The sequence below is a fragment of the Citrobacter sp. Cpo071 genome (assembly GCF_030332765.1).
Lineage (GTDB): Bacteria > Pseudomonadota > Gammaproteobacteria > Enterobacterales > Enterobacteriaceae > Citrobacter > Citrobacter portucalensis.
In genome coordinates, this window is the sequence record NZ_JAOWHE010000085.1 from 755,355 (window position 1) to 774,274 (window position 18,920).

General features: G+C 51.4%; 17 protein-coding genes. 5 read left to right on the forward strand and 12 right to left on the reverse strand.

The window, feature by feature from the left end; all coding sequences use genetic code 11:
* Positions 1-3: 3 nt before the first annotated feature.
* Together rlhA and OGY09_RS20745 are read right to left on the reverse strand one after the other, a co-directional pair.
* A complete protein-coding gene (gene rlhA, locus OGY09_RS20740; protein WP_032943529.1) occupies positions 4-1,965 on the reverse strand; it encodes a 23S rRNA 5-hydroxycytidine C2501 synthase in 1,962 nt (653 codons plus the stop codon).
* Between the two features lie 79 nt (positions 1,966-2,044).
* Entirely contained in the window at positions 2,045-2,581 is a 537-nt protein-coding gene (locus OGY09_RS20745) for a helix-turn-helix domain-containing protein (RefSeq protein WP_032943531.1), read from the reverse strand.
* A gap of 105 nt (positions 2,582-2,686) precedes the next feature.
* Here OGY09_RS20745 and OGY09_RS20750 point away from each other — a divergent pair, with 105 nt between their 5' ends.
* A complete protein-coding gene (locus OGY09_RS20750; RefSeq protein ID WP_032943532.1) occupies positions 2,687-3,853 on the forward strand; it encodes a benzoate/H(+) symporter BenE family transporter in 1,167 nt (388 codons plus the stop codon).
* Here the strand turns inward: OGY09_RS20750 and OGY09_RS20755 are convergent.
* Positions 3,836-4,705, reverse strand: a complete 870-nt coding sequence (locus OGY09_RS20755) for an AraC family transcriptional regulator (RefSeq protein WP_032943533.1) — start codon at positions 4,703-4,705, stop codon at positions 3,836-3,838. The genes OGY09_RS20750 and OGY09_RS20755 overlap by 18 nt on opposite strands.
* A gap of 184 nt (positions 4,706-4,889) precedes the next feature.
* Here OGY09_RS20755 and OGY09_RS20760 point away from each other — a divergent pair, with 184 nt between their 5' ends.
* Positions 4,890-5,798 (forward strand): DMT family transporter, encoded by a 909-nt coding sequence (locus OGY09_RS20760; RefSeq protein WP_032943534.1) that lies wholly within the window; start codon positions 4,890-4,892, stop codon positions 5,796-5,798.
* Between the two features lie 37 nt (positions 5,799-5,835).
* Here OGY09_RS20760 and OGY09_RS20765 read toward each other — a convergent pair whose 3' ends face one another.
* From OGY09_RS20765 to tehA, 3 genes are all read right to left on the reverse strand, one after another.
* A complete protein-coding gene (locus OGY09_RS20765; RefSeq protein WP_003833157.1) occupies positions 5,836-6,510 on the reverse strand; it encodes a DUF3313 domain-containing protein in 675 nt (224 codons plus the stop codon).
* Positions 6,511-6,685: 175 nt separating this feature from the next.
* Entirely contained in the window at positions 6,686-7,282 is a 597-nt protein-coding gene (gene tehB, locus OGY09_RS20770; protein ID WP_032943535.1) for a tellurite resistance methyltransferase TehB, read from the reverse strand.
* Positions 7,282-8,283, reverse strand: coding sequence for a dicarboxylate transporter/tellurite-resistance protein TehA (gene tehA, locus OGY09_RS20775; RefSeq protein ID WP_032943536.1), 1,002 nt, complete (start codon positions 8,281-8,283; stop codon positions 7,282-7,284). The genes tehB and tehA overlap by 1 nt, the downstream gene beginning before the upstream one ends.
* Positions 8,284-8,396: 113 nt before the next feature.
* On the opposite strand from tehA, the gene ydcK reads away from it, so the two are divergent.
* Positions 8,397-9,377 carry a YdcK family protein gene (gene ydcK / locus OGY09_RS20780; protein WP_032943537.1) on the forward strand — a complete coding sequence of 327 codons (981 nt, stop codon included), beginning with the start codon at positions 8,397-8,399 and terminating at the stop codon, positions 9,375-9,377.
* On the opposite strand, the gene rimL is transcribed toward ydcK, so the two are convergent.
* Positions 9,369-9,914: a 50S ribosomal protein L7/L12-serine acetyltransferase gene (gene rimL, locus OGY09_RS20785; RefSeq protein WP_032943538.1), complete on the reverse strand. Its 546-nt coding sequence runs from the start codon at positions 9,912-9,914 to the stop codon at positions 9,369-9,371. The genes ydcK and rimL overlap by 9 nt on opposite strands.
* Positions 9,915-10,132: 218 nt before the next feature.
* Here rimL and alr point away from each other — a divergent pair, with 218 nt between their 5' ends.
* A complete protein-coding gene (gene alr / locus OGY09_RS20790) occupies positions 10,133-11,359 on the forward strand; it encodes an alanine racemase (RefSeq protein ID WP_003833167.1) in 1,227 nt (408 codons plus the stop codon).
* A 66-nt stretch (positions 11,360-11,425) separates the two neighbouring features.
* Here the strand turns inward: alr and OGY09_RS20795 are convergent, their stop codons facing one another.
* The 4 genes from OGY09_RS20795 to OGY09_RS20810 all read right to left on the reverse strand — a co-directional run bounded on the left by OGY09_RS20795 (position 11,426) and on the right by OGY09_RS20810 (position 16,033).
* Positions 11,426-11,650: an HP1242/YdcH family protein gene (locus OGY09_RS20795; RefSeq protein ID WP_003833168.1), complete on the reverse strand. Its 225-nt coding sequence runs from the start codon at positions 11,648-11,650 to the stop codon at positions 11,426-11,428.
* 167 nt (positions 11,651-11,817) lie between these two features.
* Positions 11,818-13,473 carry a glucan biosynthesis protein D gene (locus tag OGY09_RS20800; RefSeq protein WP_008784858.1) on the reverse strand — a complete coding sequence of 552 codons (1,656 nt, stop codon included), beginning with the start codon at positions 13,471-13,473 and terminating at the stop codon, positions 11,818-11,820.
* Between the two features lie 193 nt (positions 13,474-13,666).
* Positions 13,667-15,010, reverse strand: a complete 1,344-nt coding sequence (gene hglS, locus OGY09_RS20805) for a 2-oxoadipate dioxygenase/decarboxylase HglS (RefSeq protein WP_003020282.1) — start codon at positions 15,008-15,010, stop codon at positions 13,667-13,669.
* 120 nt (positions 15,011-15,130) lie between these two features.
* Positions 15,131-16,033: a manganese-dependent inorganic pyrophosphatase gene (locus tag OGY09_RS20810; RefSeq protein WP_008784860.1), complete on the reverse strand. Its 903-nt coding sequence runs from the start codon at positions 16,031-16,033 to the stop codon at positions 15,131-15,133.
* A gap of 231 nt (positions 16,034-16,264) precedes the next feature.
* On the opposite strand from OGY09_RS20810, the gene pcaQ reads away from it, so the two are divergent.
* Positions 16,265-17,188 carry a pca operon transcription factor PcaQ gene (pcaQ, locus tag OGY09_RS20815; protein ID WP_003020288.1) on the forward strand — a complete coding sequence of 308 codons (924 nt, stop codon included), beginning with the start codon at positions 16,265-16,267 and terminating at the stop codon, positions 17,186-17,188.
* A gap of 40 nt (positions 17,189-17,228) precedes the next feature.
* On the opposite strand, the gene OGY09_RS20820 is transcribed toward pcaQ, so the two are convergent.
* Positions 17,229-18,917 carry a methyl-accepting chemotaxis protein gene (locus OGY09_RS20820; RefSeq protein WP_032943540.1) on the reverse strand — a complete coding sequence of 563 codons (1,689 nt, stop codon included), beginning with the start codon at positions 18,915-18,917 and terminating at the stop codon, positions 17,229-17,231.
* Positions 18,918-18,920 lie beyond the last annotated feature (3 nt).

The window sequence follows — 18,920 nt, forward strand, 5'->3', positions numbered from 1 at the left end:
CGATTAACCTTTGCGCTTCGGCAGTGTCTTCATCAGTTCTTCTGGACTGACCGAAGCCACGACGCTGCCCGGCAACGGCATCTTCAGAATGTGATGCTTCATCTTGCCGATTACGTGCATTTCGCACGGTCGGCAATCAAATTTCAGCGTCAGGACTTCATCGCCGTTAACCAGTTGCATCGGTGTTGCTTTCCAGCTTTTGATGTTACCTTTCGCCTGTTTCGGACACAGGTTAAAGGCGAAACGCAGGCAATGTTTAGTGATCATCACCGGCACTTCGCCCTTTTCTTCATGAGCTTCATAGGCTGCATCAATCAACTGAACGCCATAACGGTGATAAAACTCACGCGCTTTTTGGTTGTAGACGTTAGCCAGGAAACTCAAGTGCGTTTGTGGATAAACCGGCGCTGGCTGAGATACCGGTTTGCGGCTACCGCGCTGATAGCTTTGCAAGCGCGCTGCATCCAGCATATCAACGGCTTCACGCCGGAACTGATTTAGTTGACCGTTTGGCACGAACAGCGCGCCCGGCAGATTCACCTGAATATTGCGGGCGTAGTACATCGTCTGACCAAGTTTTGCCAGTCCGTCCTGTAGGTTACTCAACGCTTTTTCCGCATTGTTCGCTTCCTCAAACTGGCCGTCCAACGTATGGGTGATACTCACGCCCTCTTCACTGGTGAGCGTCAGAATCAACTGCTCCTGCCAGCCGCCGAGCTCAATATCGATCGCAACACGGCGTTCGCTGGAAGTTTTTGTTAACGCTTGCTGCCAGTTATGATCGAGGTTGCGATTCAGCGGATGATGCGGACGCACTTTGTGCAGGTCGGCGGGCATTTCATTCGGCCATACCCGATAACGATTGTTCCCCGTTTTTTCCACGGTGTTGGCGCGAAATCCAACAACCTCACGTTTGATTAACACGTTCAGGCCATCCCCGTTTGCCAGCGGTTCAGTCACCTCAACATCGAGATGATCTTTCGCCACCTTCAGGACTTCGCCGACCGGCAAACCGATAAACTTTGGTGAGTCGAATGCGCCGATATCCCCTTTACGGGCATTCACAAAATAATCGGTGCTGCCGCGATGGAAGGTTTTCTCTGTGGATGGGGTAAAGAAATGTTCGGTACGTCCCGCTGATGAACGGGCCAGATCGCCGCGTTCTTCAATGATGGCGTCGAGCATCTGGCGATAATGCGCGGTAATATTCTTCACATAACTCATGTCCTTATAGCGCCCTTCAATTTTGAAGGAACGCACACCTGCGTCAATCAACGCGCCCAGGTTGGCGGTCTGATCGTTATCTTTCATCGACAACAGATGTTTTTCATAGGACACCACGCGTCCCTGATCGTCTTTCAGGGTATACGGCAGACGGCAAGCCTGGGAACAGTCGCCGCGGTTAGCGCTGCGTCCGGTTTGCGCATGTGAAATATAACACTGCCCTGAATAGGCAACGCACAGCGCACCGTGAATGAAAAACTCAATGGTCGCATCAGTAGCCTGATGGATAGCGTTAATCTGCTCAAGGCTCAGTTCGCGCGCCAGCACAATCTGGGTGAATCCCACATCGGATAGAAATTTCGCCTTCTCAACGCTGCGAATATCGCACTGGGTGCTGGCGTGCAGTTCAATCGGGGGAATATCCAGTTCAAGAATCCCCATATCCTGCACGATCAGGGCATCAACGCCGGTCTGATACAGATCGGTAATTAACCGTTGTGCGGGCTCCAGCTCATCATCATGCAAGATCGTGTTTAGCGTCACAAAGATTTTTGCCCCGTAACGATGGGCAAAAGGCACTAATTCGGCAATATCTTTCAGGCTATTACTGGCGTTATGACGCGCGCCAAAACCTGGTCCACCAATGTAAACGGCGTCTGCGCCGTGCAAAATGGCTTCGCGCGCAATGGCGGTATCCCGAGCCGGGCTTAACAATTCAAGGTGATGAGGCTGCTGGCGCATACAGTTGTTACCATCCACAAGCGGTAAAAATGGCGGTTATTGTAGTCACAAGCGCGGTGTTTCGAAATAGTTTTCCCGATTAACCGCGTGGGTAATGGATCAGCGAGTGAAAATGAACCGTTTGCTCGCTACTGTTACGGTAGCTATGTGCCGTATCTCCGGCGAAACGGACACCTTCACCGGATTTAAGGGTGCGCCACTGCCCCTCAATACACATATCCAGCAGACCACTAATCACCACCACGTGCTCAATTACGCCGGTTTCATGCGGAGTAGATTCACTGAGCGCGCCGGGTGCCAGCAGTATCGAAAAATGATCGAAGCACAGTTGCGGATCCCACGGGAACAACGGCGTGACGACCATCGCCTGCTGCTGGGGATCGAATGTTAGCGTGCCTTCTGACTCTGGTGGTGAAATAAACGTTGAAAACGGGACGTTCAGTCCAGTGGCAATTTTCCACAATGTCGCCACCGTTGGACTGGATTCGTTGCGCTCAATCTGCCCCAGCATCGCTTTTGAGACGCCAGTTTCCTCCGCCAGACGCGAAAGGCTCCATTCACGCTGGTGACGTAGCGTCTTGAGCGTTGTGGCCAGATAGTGGGTTAAGTTGTCCATTTTTCTCCTTCGTCGCTCTCCTTTCTCGGGGCTACAGCTTAGCACTTGTACGCTATAACGCACAGTGCTACAGTAACTGACCGTTATAACGCACGCGGAGTTGCTATGCGCACATTTTCCATCCCCTTGCCTACAGTTTTGTCGGGTTTTGTGGCTGTCCTGGTCGGCTACGCCAGTTCAGCGGCCATTATCTGGCAAGCGGCGCTCGCCGCAGGTGCGACGACCGGACAAATCGCAGGCTGGATGACCGCACTGGGGCTAGCAATGGGGGTCAGTACGCTGGCGCTGACATTGTGGTATCGCGCCCCTGTACTCACCGCATGGTCAACGCCCGGTGCCGCGCTGCTGGTGACGGGCCTGCAAGGGGTATCGATTCAGGATGCTATCGGTGTTTTTATCGTGGCTAATGCATTGATTGTGCTGTGCGGTATAACCGGGCTGTTTGCCCGCCTGATGAAAATTATTCCCCACTCGCTGGCATCAGCCATGCTGGCCGGAATCTTGCTGCGTTTTGGTTTGCAGGCGTTCAATAGCCTGAACAGTGAGCTTATCTTGTGCGGCAGCATGCTGCTGGCGTGGTTAGTACTAAAAGTGATTGCCCCACGGTATGCCGTAATCGCCGCAATGTTGGTAGGTATAGCCATCGCCCTGGTTAAAGGTGACATTGTCACCGATGATGTTAATCTGTCACCGGTGTTGCCAGCGTTTATTGCCCCACACTTTTCATTAGCTCACAGTATCAGTATTGCGCTACCGCTGTTTCTGGTCACTATGGCTTCGCAAAATGCCCCCGGTATTGCGACCATGAAAGCATCTGGATATTCGTTACCCGTTTCACCCTTGATTGTTTTTACGGGTCTGCTGGCACTGCTATTTTCGCCGTTTGGCGTCTATTCCATCTGCATCGCCGCCATAACCGCAGCAATTTGCCAAAGCCCCGAAGCCCATCCAGATGCAAATCGACGCTGGCTCGCCGCAGCGGCAGCGGGTGTCTTTTACATTCTGGCTGGGGTGTTTGGCGGTTCGGTCACAGGACTGATGGCAGCCCTGCCCGTAAGCTGGATCCAGATGCTTGCTGGTCTGGCATTGCTTGGCACGATTAGCGGTAGTTTATATCAAGCCTTACATAATGAAGCAGAACGCGATGCGGCTATCGTGACTTTTCTGGTTACGGCCAGTGGTCTGACGGTATTAGGTGTTGGGTCTGCATTCTGGGGGCTGATCGTCGGCGGTATCTGCTACTCAGTGTTGACGTTATTTCGCCGCGCGTAGCTGCGTTGGCGTTTTACCCGTCACTTGTTTAAACCGGTTACTGAAATGGCTCGCCGAACTGAACCCACAGGCCATTGCAATATCCGACAGGCTGCGTGATGAATAACAGACCAGTTGCTGCGCCAGCGCCATACGGCGTTGCATGACGTACTGATGAGGCGCCATATTCATCGACTGGCGAAACATTCTGGCAAAATGGAATTCACTTAGCGCTGCTTCACCTGCCAGATCGCTCAACGTTATGGGATACGCCAGATGTGCTTCAATATAGGCCAGCACGTTGCGCAATGTGGCAGGCGCAAGCCCTCCGGTGACGACGGGAAGTCGCCATTGCACATTGCTGTACTGCTGGATCAGATGCGTTAACAGTAGTGAAGATGCCGCGCTAAGCGTGAGGTGATTGGCCGGTTGCTGCCAGTCATTACCAAGCAAAAACTGACGGTAAACCGCCGTGATCCCCGGGTCACTGCCAAACGTATGCTCGTCCAGCGTGAAGCTATAGGGGCTTTTGTCCCAGACTTTTTCACCCACTTCGCGCAAATGCGCGTCCGTACAATAGAGATGAACAAAGGAAAGATCGTCACGAATATCCCAACTGGACTCACTCTCTTTCGGCATCAGGCAAAAACGGTCTGGTCCCCCGCCATTCTTCCAGCCTCCCGCCGTCTTGTGGTAACTCTCGTAACCATCTGCGATGTATAAACTGAGCGTATGGTGATCGCAATATTGGGTGATGGTATCGCGTTTGTTCGACCAGGCCGCCAGTTGGATCCCTGAATGTAACGCAACCGATTCATGCAACACGGCATTATGTTTGCGCAAGTTTTCAAAGGCACCGTAAGGCTGAGACATACCATCACATTCAAAATAAGTTAGCAGGCTTTCAGTCTATATCAGCTACATATCGTTAACAGCTGCCTTTTCACTATTACGCTAAAAAAAGCGCAAGATTTTGCAAGTCCACCGCAAGCCGATGAAAGCCTCCTGCATTCCGTCGTGACACAGTGTAAGTCTGAATGAATAAAGAGAGAGTCGTATGAACGCACTGTTGTACTGCCTGGTGGTGGTTATTTGGGGAACGACATGGATTGCGATTTATTTGCAGCAAGGTCCGGTTTCTGCGCCGGTTTCTATCTTTTGGCGCTTCGCCGTTGCCAGCTCAGTGATGATAGTGATCCTGTTGCTAAGCGGTAAATTACGCAAACTGTCTGGCCGCGATCATCTGTTTTGTCTGTTACAGGGCGGATGCGTTTTTTGCTTTAACTTCTGGTGTTTTTATACGGCTGCGGCGTGGATTAATACCGGCCTGGAGTCGGTGATTTTCTCGATGGCCGTCCTGTTCAATGCAGTCAATAGCTTCATCTTTTTTGGGCAAAAACCACCGCTGCGCTTCTATATTGCAGCGGGTTTGGGACTGACGGGCATCGTGACTCTGTTCTGGCAGGATTTGCTCAACAGCGGGTTTAATCATTCACTGTTACTGGGCATCGGTTTGAGCGCTCTGGGAACCTTCGGCTTCTCACTGGGAAATATGATCAGTCTGCGTCACCAGAAAAAAGGGTTAGAAGTGTTAACGACCAACAGCTGGGCCATGCTGTACGGCACATTGCTGATCGCGGCCATTGCGCTGGTGCGCGGCGACAACTTCACGCCACAGTGGACATTCAGCTATCTTAGCGCGCTGTTATATCTGGCTATTTTCGGCTCAGTGATTGCCTTTGGCGCTTATTTCACGCTGGTAGGTCGCATTGGTCCCAGTAAGGCGGCATACAGCACGCTGCTGTTCCCGCTGGTGGCGCTGACGCTGTCAACATTGTATGAAGGATACATCTGGCAAGTTAATGCGATTGCCGGATTGGTGTTGATCTTACTGGGAAATCTGGTGATGTTTGCCCGACCGGAAGCGCTGATGGGTAAACTACTCTATCGTCGTCGTGTGGCATAAAAAAACGCACCATCCTGAGATGGTGCGTTCATCATTTTTATTGTGGTTTTTTGTTCACATCAAACATGGAGGCATCGGTCGCCATGTCATCAACAACTTTCTTCAACGTTTCAAACGCCATCGGCGTGCTTTCGTTGTTCAGGTCTTTACCTTCACCCTTACGTACAACTTTAATCACCGGTTTATTGGTCGCTGCATCAATCAACTCACCCTCGAAATAGAGGTTGGTATCCATGGTACGGTGACCCGTCGCCATTTGCGTTCCTGCAACCAGCAGTGCAACCGGGACCACTTCATAGAACTGCAGTCCTTCTTTGCTGGTCGCAACACCGGTAATCGCTCCGCGGAAAATCAGGCTACGTGGCCCTGGGGTTGTAACCAGAGGTTTACGCTGACCGATCGCCGTTTTCAACTTCGTATTGGTATAGGTCAGTAATTGATCAAGAACCTGCTGCCCTACCTGTGTAGTAGGTTTAGGAACCGGATAATACGTTACCGGGTTATACACGATGTTGTCATATTTGGATTCGTTGTAGCTCGGATCAACCCAACGGAGTACTGTTTGTCCCGATGCTGATTTTGTTTCCTTCAGATCAGAGTAATTTTTTAAAAACCCAGAATATTTATCCGGCTCGGTCACTTTTGACGCACAGCCGGATAATGCCAACAAGCCAGTAAGCACTGCAACTTTAAATAAAGTTTGAGTACGCATGAAACGATCCCTTTAGTTTTCGCAATGATGCAAAAAAAGAATAGCAAAACAGAATCATTTTGGATGCACTAAAAATGTTCAGATACATTAAAATTGGAAAGTAACGCACATTTTTATTTCTACGTTCAGCACGAAAAAACGCTGAACGTAGAAAGAGTTAACCCAGACGGGAGAATCAAACAGTTTTACGTGCCAGCATTGTGGCAAAGCGCAGTTTAATTCGATTACCGTTTTCATCTGTACGATGAAGTTCACCTACGTCTTCGTTATATTTCAGCAGCTCCCACCCACTGTAATAGTTGCGTAATTCTCCGGTTTTAAACGCGAACGGAAAACCAACTGTGCACGGAAAATCATCAGTATCCATCGCTGCGACGATTAAGTTATATCCACCCGGTTTAGTACAACGTTGCATATTCTCAATAAGGCCAGGGATCGTTTTGGCTTCAAGGAACATCAGTACAACGGTAGAAAGAATAAAATCGTATTCACCCTCAAAACGCAACGCATTAAGGTCAGCGACCTTCGCGTTCAGGTTGGTCAGCCCCTCAGCCGATTTGATGCGCTCAAGGTTAGCGATGCTCATGGGGTTTTTATCCCATGCGGTAACGTCATAGCCGTTTGCCGCCAGGTACAGGCTGTTTCGGCCGTTACCGCAGCCCAGATCTAACGTTTTACCTGGTGCAACCACTTTTGCCGCTTCAACGACATCGGAATGCGTACGGGTTAAATCATATTTTTCAGTAAAGTAGTTTTCGTCGCAAAGGGTCATTATTTATCCTCAGATTTCAGTAATGCAGCACGCTCCGTGCGGATGAGCAGTTTCCCCTGCATCAGCAATGCAAACGTACGTATCAGTAATAATGCAATGATAAAATTGGTAAAAATAAACAGTGGGATAGACAGAGTATGAAAAAATCCTGACTCACTGCCGTGTCCAAGATGCAATCCCGTTGTCGCCAACGCAGACACGCCAAACGAGAAGCTCCAGAAAGACGCATTAAATGGCTGTGACAAATACCACGGCATAAGGCGTAGCATGAACAGAAGTTGCAGCAAACCATAGCCGAACAACATTTTGGCTAACGTATCCCCCTCGCCACCGTTGACGCTAAGCCAGGCACTACAGGCCACCAGCGCGGGTGCCAACTGTATACCAAGTGAAGTCCGTAAAACCGTCGGTAGTTCACCGCAGCTACGTAAACGCTGCAGAATCACCGGCTCCAGGCTGAGCCAGGAAAATACCCCGGCGCCTAAAAACACCAACCCGGCATCGTTGAACCCAAGTGCACCACAGGCCATGGCGCTGATAAAGTTATTGGCAACGGTCGGCAGATACAGACCCGGCGTGGTGGCCTCTTCCGGATGCTCCCCACGCCACAGCCCTGCCGTTTGCCAGGCGGCGTATGAGAGCTGTATCACCACACCAATGCTGAACAATCCTAACGCCAGCGGTCGATACCACGGTACAAAACCAATCGCGACCAGCATCGTTGTTGCTGGAAACAGACTGACAAAACTGCTCATCACCGGATGACGAATTTCCGCCAGTACGCTGTGCGGAAAACGTAGTAAGCGATTCACAAATGCCAGCGTCAGCAATCCCCAGATGACCATCGCAAGGATGACTAAGCCATCACCAATCCAGTGGCTCACCGGCCACACCTGGCTGGCGTAACGCCACGCAAATCCCATCCCAATTGTACCCAGTACCATGCCAAAATAACCGGCCGGAAGATTGAGGACCCGTTCACTCTGTTTGTTCTTACTCATTTTGTTTATTTTTTAAAGTATATTTGAAATGCATTTTATGGAATATCTGCCGGTTTAGCCAGTACAGAAAACTTTGCTACGTTTAACTAAGGTGCGCAACATGGAAATGAGCTATGACCAAATACCGTCTAAGCGATGAATCTCGCTCCTTTAGTTACCTGGATAATGGCAATAAAAAAAGTGTATTACTACGCCAAATCATCGCACTCATTGATTTTAATGATGTTAGATCCGGTACGCTCGGTGGCTGGATTGATGATGAAAGCGTTCTGTCGCAAAGCGGTAATTGCTGGATATACGATGAGAATGCGCTCGCGTTTTGCGGCGCGACGATAACCGGAGACGCCCGTATTACACAGGCAAGCGTGGTCAGAGATGGAGCGCAGATTGGTGATGCCGTCTGGATTGACCGAGCAGAAATCAGCCATAACGCGCAAATACGTGACAACGTCACCATTCAGGATTCTGTTGTTCGCGGTGAGTGCCTCATCTGCGGTGATGCACGCATTGTGTGTGACTCTGAAATCATTGCAGCCAGAGGGTTAACCCGTGAAAGCGACCAGCTCCTGCAAATTTACGAGCGGGCGGCAGTCAGCAATTCACGCGTGGTGCATCAGGCGCAAATCTATGGCGATGCGATGATCAATTATGCCTTTATAGAACATCGGGCTGAAGTTTTTGATTTTGCACGGATAGAAGGCAACGAAGAGAATAATGTCTGGATCTGCGATTGCGCCAAAGTCTATGGGCATGCACGCGTCATCGCCGGAACGGATGAAGACGCCATTCCTACCCTGCGCTACAGCTCGCAGGTGGCGGAACACGCGGTGGTTGAAGGTAACTGCGTGCTGAAACACCACGTGCTGGTTGGGGGGCATGCGCAATTACGTGGCGGACCGCTCCAGCTTGACGGTCACATCCTGATTGAAGGCTATGCCTGTATTCTGGGTGAAGTGCTGATCGAGCATCATATTGAGATAACCGATCAGGCCCAAGTTGAAGCCTTTGATGGCGATGCGATCCATCTGCGCGGGCCAAAAGTGATCAACGGTGAACAACGTATCACGCGCACCCCTATCGCCGGTTTATTCTGAAGAGCCATCAATGATGCGGGCGTAGAGATTCACGTCATGGTAATCGCCATTAAGGAACTCCGCCTGTTGCATACATCCTTCCAGTCGGAAGCCATTGCGCAGTGCAACCTGGTTGCTCTTGACGTTATCTACACGACATTTAATCACGAAGCGGCGAATCTCCTGGCGCTGCGCATAATGATGAATCATTGCCTGTAACGCCTGAGACAGAATACCTTTGCCCTGGTGCTCTTCATCCAGCCAATAACCAATATAAGCGGCTTTGTTCAGCGGCTCTATCTGGTTAAACGAGATAACGCCAGCCACCTCCCCTTGTTCGAAAATAAGGAACATTTTGGCGTAGCCGCGCTGGTGCAACATCATATTCCCCTGCACGTTCTTACGCGTGTCGTCCTCAGATTCGACAAACTGCGGCCAGTTCAGTGACTGTTGGAGCCAGGTTTTATTTTTAAGCACCAACTGATGCAGAGGGGTGACGTGTTGTTCTTCTACCGCCCGCAGTTCCAGCGCGTCACTAACGATAATTATTTCTGACATGTTTATCTCCTTTGCGATCGTAAACGGGGCATTTCTGACTGGCAGTAGCCGATATTACTCTGTTTAGCACCGAGGATGTCTTATTTTTATGCTGTAACAGCAATCACTTAGAAAGAATCTCTGGCGTGGAACCCGTTACTCTGGTGATCCGGGTATCCCCTCATGGATAGACCGTAATGATGACAATAACACTTTCATTCTATTGCTAAGGAGCAAGCATGGCAGCACCTTTGGGGCGTTTAGCACTTATTCCGCTTTTACTGATTACCGCCTGTCACCAACCTGTTTCCACCACGCAAGCGGGCCCCGTTCCCTTTGCCGTCAATAAGCAACAGGTCGTGGATAATACCACGCTGGAAATTTCCCGTAGCGCGCTGGAATATAACATTCATAAAGTTCAGCAACTGCTGGGAGATAAAACCCGGATGTGCGCTATTCTTAAAGGCGACGCGTATGGGCACGATCTCTCACTGGTAACACCGGTGATGATGCAAAACGGCGTGCAATGTATTGGCATCGCCAGCAACGAGGAGATTAGTACCGTTCGCCAGTCAGGCTATACATCGCAGCTCATGCGCGTGCGTAACGCGACGGAAAAAGAGATGCGCCAGGCGGCGGATTTCGATACCGAAGAGCTTATTGGTAATCTGGATATGGCTAAGCGTCTAAGTGCAATCGCTCAAGAGAAAGGTAAAACTATTCGTATCCATCTGGCGCTGAACTCTGGCGGTATGTCGCGTAACGGTCTGGAAGTCAGTACCGCTGCAGGTCTGGAAGAAGCACGCGCTATTTCCGCATTACCCGGCCTGAAAATTGTCGGCATCATGTCGCATTTCCCGGAAGAAGATGCGGCAGTGGTAAAACGCGATCTGGCCCGTTTCAATACGCAATCAGCCCAGGTACTGAAAATTACCGGGCTTAAGCGCGAAGATGTCACCCTGCATGTCGCGAATACGTTCGCTACCCTGACCGTTCCAGAATCCTGGCTCGACATGGTGCGTGTTGGCGGTATTTTCTATGGCGATACCATCGCCAGCACCGAATACAAACGCGTCATGACGTTTAAATCTGCCATCGCGTCGGTAAACCATTACCCCAAAGGAAACACCGTCGGATATGACAGAACCTATACCCTTAAACGTGATTCCGTTCTGGCCAATATCCCGACAGGTTATGCCGATGGTTATCGCCGTGTGTTCAGTAACGCGGGACACGTGCTGATCCGCGGCCAGCGGGTTCCGGTACTGGGTAAAACATCCATGAATACCGTGATCGTCGATGTAACCGATTTGCCGCAGGTTGCATCCGGTGATGAAGTGGTGCTGTTCGGTAAACAGGGAAATGCGCAGGTTAGTGCAGAAGAAGTCGAAGAAATTAGCGGCGCGTTGTTCACTGAAATGTCGATCCTCTGGGGGGCGACGAACAAACGCGTGATGGTCGATTAACACCTAAAACAGGAAGGGCTTCCGTTTCTCGCAGGAAGCCCTTTTACACAGCAAGCGCCGTTCTACTTAGCTCTCACTGACACTCTCTTTTTGCAATATTTTGAGCAGATCTTCCTTCAGGTGGAGTTTCTGTTTCTTAAGACGAACAATGTCCAAACTATACCCCCGACCATCCGAACCTTCCAGTCTGGAGATCTCATGATCAAGGCTGTTGTGTTTTTCGAATAAGGACAGAAAGCGAGGGTTCTCGGATTTCAGTCGGGAAATAAGGTCTCTGTATTCTGGAAACATACTTTCTCCCTGTTAGTGGACAAGAACGTGTATAAGAAATACACACCCACAGAGTACCCATTTGCCATACAGAAAAATGCGAACAGGATCGAGTAAATAGTGTACAGAGTCGTTATGAGGATGAATGCAGATACGGCTCCCCATCAGGAGAGCCGTAAAGGGCGTGATTAACGCATCTCGCGGTCGTCAACGTACTGACGTTTATCCGGCGCTGGCGGGAAGTACTGATACAGCCAGGTTTCGCTGATGGCGTCACCCTGACAACGCAGGAACATACGCATATCTACCGGATCGGTTGAGTCAGAAGTCGGATACCAGTCAAACTGAATGCGATAACCGTCGATAGGCTCCACGTAGAGGATCTCAATCTGTTTCGCTTCACCGCTGGAGAGCGTAATCACCGGTTCAATGCCTTTCGGCGCAGCCGCTTTTAGATCGCCACCAACGAAGTCAACGGCAAAACGACGCGCCCATTTTTCTGGGTAATGCTCGCCCGGTGCCCATCCTTCCGGGAAACCGCCCATGCCTGTCCGGGTCGCCATCACGCGAGCCAGCGGTGAACGCACCGGCGGCTGAGCGCTCCAGTACAGGCGATATTTGAATTCCAGCTCATCGCCAGCTTTGATCTTCTTGTCCGGCTGCCAGAAGCAGACAACGTTATCCAGCGTTTCGCCGGTCGTCGGGATCTCCATCAGACCGATGGTCCCCTTGCCCCACTGGTTGCGCGGTTCGACCCACAGGCTTGGACGCTTGTTATACCAGCCCATGATGTCCTGATAATGGGAGAAGTCGCGATCGAGTTGCAGTAAGCCAAACCCTTTCGGGTTGTTATCGGTATAGGCGTTGAACTGCAGCTTTTGCGGGTTATTCAGCGGACGGCAGATCCACTCGCCATTGCCCCGCCACATCGCCAGACGATCGGAGTCATGGATTTGCGGGTGAATAGTGTCGCACATCCGACGCTCATTGTTGCCGCAGCTGAACATGCTGGTCATCGGCGCAATGCCGAGCTGCTTGATGTCTTTGCGCGCATAGATGTGGTTTTGTACATCCATAATCACCTGCGTTTTCTCGCAGTGGATCACGAACTTGAATGCGCCGGTTACGCTTGGGCTGTCGAGAAGCGCATACACGGTAAAGGAGGTTGCGCCCGGTTTAACCGTTTCGAACCAGAAAGAGGTGAAATCAGGAAATTCTTCTTTACTGTCGGTGTAGGTATCTATCGCCAGACCACGGGCCGATAAACCGTACTGATAGGTGTCATCCACGGCGCGGAAATAGCTGGCGCCCAGGAAAGAAACGACATCGCGGCGGGCCAGTTCTGGCGCCTTAAACACGCGGAATCCAGCGAATCCGAGGTCAGTCTGCCCTTCCAATTGTTTGGTATCCACACCCGCGTCGTTGTATTTAAACAGCTCCGGACGGAAGTGAATTTCACGCGCCATATGCGTACTACCATCAACCGAGAACATGCGTACACGACGACGGAAGCCCATTCCCACGTGGAAGAACTGCGCATCAAGCTGACGATTTTCAACATTGTTCCACAGAGACTGCTCTGCGTCATATTGAATGCTGTTGTAGGCCTGCGGCGTCAGTTTCGCCAGCGTGTCCGGTAACGCGCGTGGTGCACCGCCCCAGGGTTTCTGTGCTAAGTCATGGGCCATCGATTGCAGAACGGAAAAATCAAAACGTACGGTTTTTCCGTCTGCAATGTCAGACTCTGCCGCAAAGGCGGCGCGGGAAAAGAGTGATGCAATACCACTGGTTCCGCACACGGCGGCCATTGCCATTGAACCTTTAATAAATCGTCTGCGATTCATGCCTGAAAGTGAGTCCTTCTGGTCGTGTAAATGGTCCCGCGCCGGTCAAAATCAGCGGCAAGAGAGTGCACATTTCTGACCGCTCACTCTAGACAAAATTCATTAATAATCCAATTGTTGGTCGCCGATTATCTGTACAAAATCGAAAATATTTTATGTCGATGGGAACAGACCGAATCCCATGTAAATTCCGTTAAAGTAAACCACACCGACGTTTACTTCGCTCTTGAGCCTCCTGATACAGCGCAAACTCATCATAAACCGCGCAACCCAGCGCCTGTTCAAACGCGTCGCGGCTGGAATTTCCGTGGCTGCGAGCTTGTGTTTCATTACCCAAATTGGACTGGAAAATTCCTGCGGCACTCACCGGTAAAAAATCTTCGTAGGTGATGGGTTGCGCAACCAGCCAGCCCCGTTCAATAAGCGGCTGCGGATCGTCATCCGGGCGAATCGCCTGCCGATGCGCTTCACCCGATGGCGTCAGACGATAGCGGAACCAGGCTAGCCCCTGCTGGCGCAGCAGGAATTCGCTGTCCGGGAAGGCTTTAAACACCTCCTGAAGATGTAGCTGGTGCGTCAGATTGTCTTTCCCCGTTCCCGCTTTATTCAGCAATTCGTCGTACAACGCTCTGCCTTTCGGTGTCAGGGCCACGCCGCGCTGTTCGATTTCACCAAAACGCGCCGTGTGAGTGCCACGCATTTCACCGGCAAACAACACCGGCTCTTCCAGCGCTTTGAAACTGGTCTGACGTAATAAAATCGGCACCTCGCGGCGCGGCGGCCCTTCAATCAGTATTTTGGGCTCAATGCCGCATTCCGGCATCATCGACTGCACCCGGTCAATATCCAGCGTTCGCGGTGTCAGATGGTTGATATGACAACCGGGGAAGCACACTACATCAGCAATCAGCCGGTGTTCGTTATGTAATGCGTGATAGGTCTCTTCATCGACCGTGGCGTGCTGATGCCAGCGGAATGTTTCCAGCGCTTCATGCACAAATTCTTGCGCCTGTTCAGATGTAAAACTGCCCTGTGCATCAAATTCATCCAGTAGTTCGTGGCAACGGCGAGTGAAAATATCGCGTTTCGCGAGGATCTCAGCGGCTTTTTGCCGCAGCGCGGCGTTTTCGATTAGTTCGAGCCGTAATAACGAGGTGAATACCCGAAACGGGTTGCGCGATAGCGAGGCATCGTCGATGGGACGAAAGGCTGTGGAATGTACAGGGACGCCCGCCTGGGAGAGATCGTAATAACTCACCGGATACATGCCCATAACGGCAAACATCCGGCGCAGCGTAGAAAGCTCCTGCGCGGTACCCACTCGAATGGCACCATGACGCTCAACGTTTAGCCGGGCCAGTTCATCCGCATTCGCCAGTTTTTCATGCAGCGTCGGATTATTTTCCAGTACCGCCAGATTCACATCAGCGACAAGTTCCAGCAACGTGCCGTACTGCGGGACTTCCTGCTGGTACATTGCTGACATTGCCTGCGAAAATTGTTCCCGAATCTCATCTGCCGTGATGGTGTTCGCCATAATGTCATGCCTCCAGTGAATATTACCTGGAGTGTAGAAAACGCCGCTGACTCCGGTGGGAAGAATTTACAAAGTGTGACCCCGCGTAAACTTCCCACCCATACAAAAGATGAACAGTACCTACTGGCGTGGTTTCAAATGACTTTCCAGCCAGGGCAGCATCTGTTTTTTACGGCTAAGCATACCTTCTACCTTGCAAGGCTGCGGGATGTCTGAAAGTTCTGATCCAGCAAACCATAGGCTGGTGTCACCCAGATTGATGTCAGTGAGCATCAGCACGACTAACGCAGCGTTCTTTTCTTCTGCATAGCGCGCCATTTCCTGACGGAGATCGTCCAGCGCTGTATCAACCTGTTGCAGCGCATAGAGTTCGAGCTGCGCTACACAGACTGAATGTCCATGGATGGTGAAGGTTTTAATGTCTTTCTGCAAAAGTTCCCGGGCACTCATCCCTTCCACACTTGTTTTAGCTGACAGCAGGTCGCGACTGAAAGCGTCAAGATCCACTCCGGTTTTTTGGGCCAGCGCATCAACCGCCAGGCGATCGTCAGTGGTCGTCGTTGGTGAACGAAGCGTGACAGTGTCACTCAATACGGCGCCGAGCAGTAAAACAGCCTCAGCTGAAGATAATTGATTGCGTTCATCCTCCGTCATCAGTTGCCACAGCAGGGTTGCGCTACTGCCGACAGGCTTCACCCACACTTCCGGTGGCAGACGGGTGACTAACCCACCAAGTCGGTGATGATCGATAATTCCCACCACGTTACTTTCTGTTAACGATTCCGGTCCCTGGGCCGGCTCGGTGAAATCGACCAGCCAGACATCACGATCGGTCAGTTCAAACGTCAACCGTTCAGGCATCGTCAGCCCCGCATGCTCAAAGATAAACTGCGTTTCGCGATTAGGCTCGCCCAAACGCCATGCCGTCGCCTGCTGGCCACGTAAACTAAGCCAACGCGCCGTCATTGCGGCGGTGCAGATGGCATCGCTATCGGGATTAAGGTGCCCTATTACATGTATCATTCATCAGTGCCTTGTGAAGAGAAATCGTTCAAAAGTAAACAATCACCAAAGTATAACGACTGGGCACACTCCCTTCCATGATCCCACCACCCAGCAATGCTGTACAAAACATAAGCAAAATAAATCAGTTGTAAGTAAAACATGATAAATGTTAATAATATTTTGCTATCAGGTTATCAAAAACAAACAACTTTACTTGTCACCGATACGGCTCTGTTTTTAACATCGCTTATGGAAAAAAATGTTCTGTTCAATCAGCGCATTCGCTTGCGCCACCTTCATACTTTTGTCGCCGTTGCACAGCAGGGAACGTTGGGGCGCGCGGCTGAGACCCTTAACCTGAGCCAACCGGCTCTCTCCAAAACGCTAAATGAACTGGAGCAACTGACCGGTACCCGTCTCTTTGAGCGTGGCCGCCTTGGCGCGCAGTTAACGCTGCCCGGAGAACAGTTTCTTACCCACGCGGTAAGAGTGCTGGATGCGCTCAACACCGCCGGACAAGCGTTAAATCAGCGCGAAGAATCGCAGACTGATGTCGTACGGATCGGGGCCTTACCCACCGCGGCACTGGGCATTCTGCCTGCGGTAATTGGTCCTTTCCACAAGCAGCAAATGGAGACCACGCTACAGGTCGCCACCATGAGCAATCCGATGATTCTGGCAGGTTTAAAATCCGGGGAAATCGATCTTGGCATTGGTCGCATGGCCGATCCGGAATTAATGGTCGGTCTGAACTATGAATTGTTGTTTCTGGAATCACTTAAACTGGTCGTGCGCCCTAACCATCCGCTGTTGCAGGAAACCATCACGTTAAGTCGGGTAATGGAGTGGCCGGTGGTGGTTTCGCCAAAAGGAACCGCGCCTCGCCAGCACGCAGAAGCATTGTTGCAAAGTCAGGGTTGTAAAATGCCGCCAGGCTGCATTGAAACGCTGTCAGCATCGCTTTCCCGCCAGCTGACGGTTGATTACGACTATGTGTGGTTTGTCCCTTCAGGCGCGGTTAGAGAGGATTTACGCCAGGCGACGCTGGTGTCGTTGCCGATACCTACCCACGGTGCGGGTGAACCCATCGGTATTCTTACCCGTGTCGATGTGCAACTCTCTCAGGCCGCGCAGATCCTTATCGCCGCAATACGCAAAACCGTACCGTTTTGATGCCAAATATTAAGGGACCATCATGTCCCTTAATTTATTGTTAAAACGTTTCCCAGTTATCGCCACTGGCCGTTGCCGTCTGCGGACGCGATTGGTCAGGCGTAGTGCTTACGGGAGGGCGTTTAATTGCACTCGTTCCCGTTAAGCGAAATGTACCTACGGCTTCCGTTAAGCGCGCCGCCTGCTCTTCGAGAGAGGCCGCCGCAGCCGATGCTTCTTCAACCAACGAGGCATTTTGCTGCGTAACCTTATCCATTTCTGATATAGCCTGGCTCACCTGTACGATACCCCGGCTCTGCTCATCAGAGGCCGCCGCGATTTCCAGCATGATATCGGTGACGCGTTTTACCGCATCGACAATATCCGTCATCGTATTGCCCGCCGCGACGACTTCTCCGGAGCCCTGGTCAATCAGTCGGACCGATTCGCTGATCAATCCTTCAATCTCTTTTGCCGCCTGAGCGCTGCGGCTTGCCAACGTACGGACTTCACTGGCGACCACGGCAAATCCACGCCCCTGCTCTCCTGCCCGCGCCGCCTCAACCGCAGCGTTCAGTGCCAGGATATTGGTCTGGAAAGCAATGCTATTAATCACGGCTGTGATTTCGGAGATTTTCTTCGAACTCGTTGAGATATTACCCATGGTTTTCACCACGCCAGAAACCATCTGACCGCCCCGACTGGCCTTACCGGACGCATCTTCCGCCAGTTTGCTTGCGTGATGCGCATTGTCGGCGTTTTGCTTCACCGTGGCGGTCAGCTCTTCCATGCTGGCTGCCGTTTGTTCAATCGCTGCGGCCTGTTGTTCAGTACGTGAAGACAGATCGGTATTACCCGCCGAAATCTCGCTGGTACCGCGGTAGATTTCTTCCGCGCCCTGACGTACCGTGCCCACCGTTTTCCCCAACGATCGTTGCATTGTCTGTAGGTGACGGCTCAGACGGCCAATTTCGCTACGCCCGGTCGGTTCATCGTGCATCGTCAGATCGCCTGATGAAATTCGCTCAATACGCTGGGCCGCGCGTAGCAGAGGGTGAATGACGGTACGACGCAGAACAATGAACGTCATCACGGTTAGCACCAGCGCAAGAACGAATGCACCCAGCATAAAAGCCATGCCGAGTTGTGTACGCTGATGCGCCTGTTCGCTTAACTGGTTCGCCCTTGCGGTACGAATGTCGATCGCTTTTAACAATACCTTATTGTAAGCAGAGTCCAGCGGTCGGGCCTGTTCATTTTCATGGTTGATGATCGCTTCAAACATGCCGTTTTTAGCGTACTTCAGCATGGGCTGTAAACCGTCGGTATAGGCTTTGAAGCTGGCGCTCAGTTCAGCATCTAGCGCTTCATCAGCAGACGTTTTTACCGCACGCGACATATAAGCGTTAAAACCGTCCTGCGACTGCTTGATGCGTTTTTCTGCCTCGGCAATATTGGCCTTCATGTCATCCATTTCGGCAATACGGCTCGCCGCGCCGGCGTGGATCATATTGATACGCGCGGTGCGTAAGTGGTTAGAGCTGTTAGATAACCCCATCCTGACCTGAATCTCATCGGTCACGTCGCGCTGATCGCGATCGGCCTGCATAAGAAAATAGCTTGCCAGTCCGGAACTTAAGGCGAACAGCAGAAGGATGCCACCGAGAATGGAGGAAAACAGCGGAACCAGCCGGATTTGATGCAGAAAGCCCAGTTTATGCTGGGCTTGCATCGATGTAGTGTTGTCCATGAC

What these genes read in the sequence shown, in the direction of transcription:
- rlhA (WP_032943529.1), bottom strand. Translation starts at nt 1,965, where the DNA reads ATGCGCCAGCAGCCTCATCACCTTGAATTGTTAAGCCCGGCTCGGGAT.
- OGY09_RS20745 (WP_032943531.1), bottom strand. Translation starts at nt 2,581, where the DNA reads ATGGACAACTTAACCCACTATCTGGCCACAACGCTCAAGACGCTACGT.
- OGY09_RS20750 (WP_032943532.1), top strand. Translation starts at nt 2,687, where the DNA reads ATGCGCACATTTTCCATCCCCTTGCCTACAGTTTTGTCGGGTTTTGTG.
- OGY09_RS20755 (WP_032943533.1), bottom strand. Translation starts at nt 4,705, where the DNA reads ATGTCTCAGCCTTACGGTGCCTTTGAAAACTTGCGCAAACATAATGCC.
- OGY09_RS20760 (WP_032943534.1), top strand. Translation starts at nt 4,890, where the DNA reads ATGAACGCACTGTTGTACTGCCTGGTGGTGGTTATTTGGGGAACGACA.
- OGY09_RS20765 (WP_003833157.1), bottom strand. Translation starts at nt 6,510, where the DNA reads ATGCGTACTCAAACTTTATTTAAAGTTGCAGTGCTTACTGGCTTGTTG.
- tehB (WP_032943535.1), bottom strand. Translation starts at nt 7,282, where the DNA reads ATGACCCTTTGCGACGAAAACTACTTTACTGAAAAATATGATTTAACC.
- tehA (WP_032943536.1), bottom strand. Translation starts at nt 8,283, where the DNA reads ATGAGTAAGAACAAACAGAGTGAACGGGTCCTCAATCTTCCGGCCGGT.
- ydcK (WP_032943537.1), top strand. Translation starts at nt 8,397, where the DNA reads ATGACCAAATACCGTCTAAGCGATGAATCTCGCTCCTTTAGTTACCTG.
- rimL (WP_032943538.1), bottom strand. Translation starts at nt 9,914, where the DNA reads ATGTCAGAAATAATTATCGTTAGTGACGCGCTGGAACTGCGGGCGGTA.
- alr (WP_003833167.1), top strand. Translation starts at nt 10,133, where the DNA reads ATGGCAGCACCTTTGGGGCGTTTAGCACTTATTCCGCTTTTACTGATT.
- OGY09_RS20795 (WP_003833168.1), bottom strand. Translation starts at nt 11,650, where the DNA reads ATGTTTCCAGAATACAGAGACCTTATTTCCCGACTGAAATCCGAGAAC.
- OGY09_RS20800 (WP_008784858.1), bottom strand. Translation starts at nt 13,473, where the DNA reads ATGAATCGCAGACGATTTATTAAAGGTTCAATGGCAATGGCCGCCGTG.
- hglS (WP_003020282.1), bottom strand. Translation starts at nt 15,010, where the DNA reads ATGGCGAACACCATCACGGCAGATGAGATTCGGGAACAATTTTCGCAG.
- OGY09_RS20810 (WP_008784860.1), bottom strand. Translation starts at nt 16,033, where the DNA reads ATGATACATGTAATAGGGCACCTTAATCCCGATAGCGATGCCATCTGC.
- pcaQ (WP_003020288.1), top strand. Translation starts at nt 16,265, where the DNA reads ATGGAAAAAAATGTTCTGTTCAATCAGCGCATTCGCTTGCGCCACCTT.
- OGY09_RS20820 (WP_032943540.1), bottom strand. Translation starts at nt 18,917, where the DNA reads ATGGACAACACTACATCGATGCAAGCCCAGCATAAACTGGGCTTTCTG.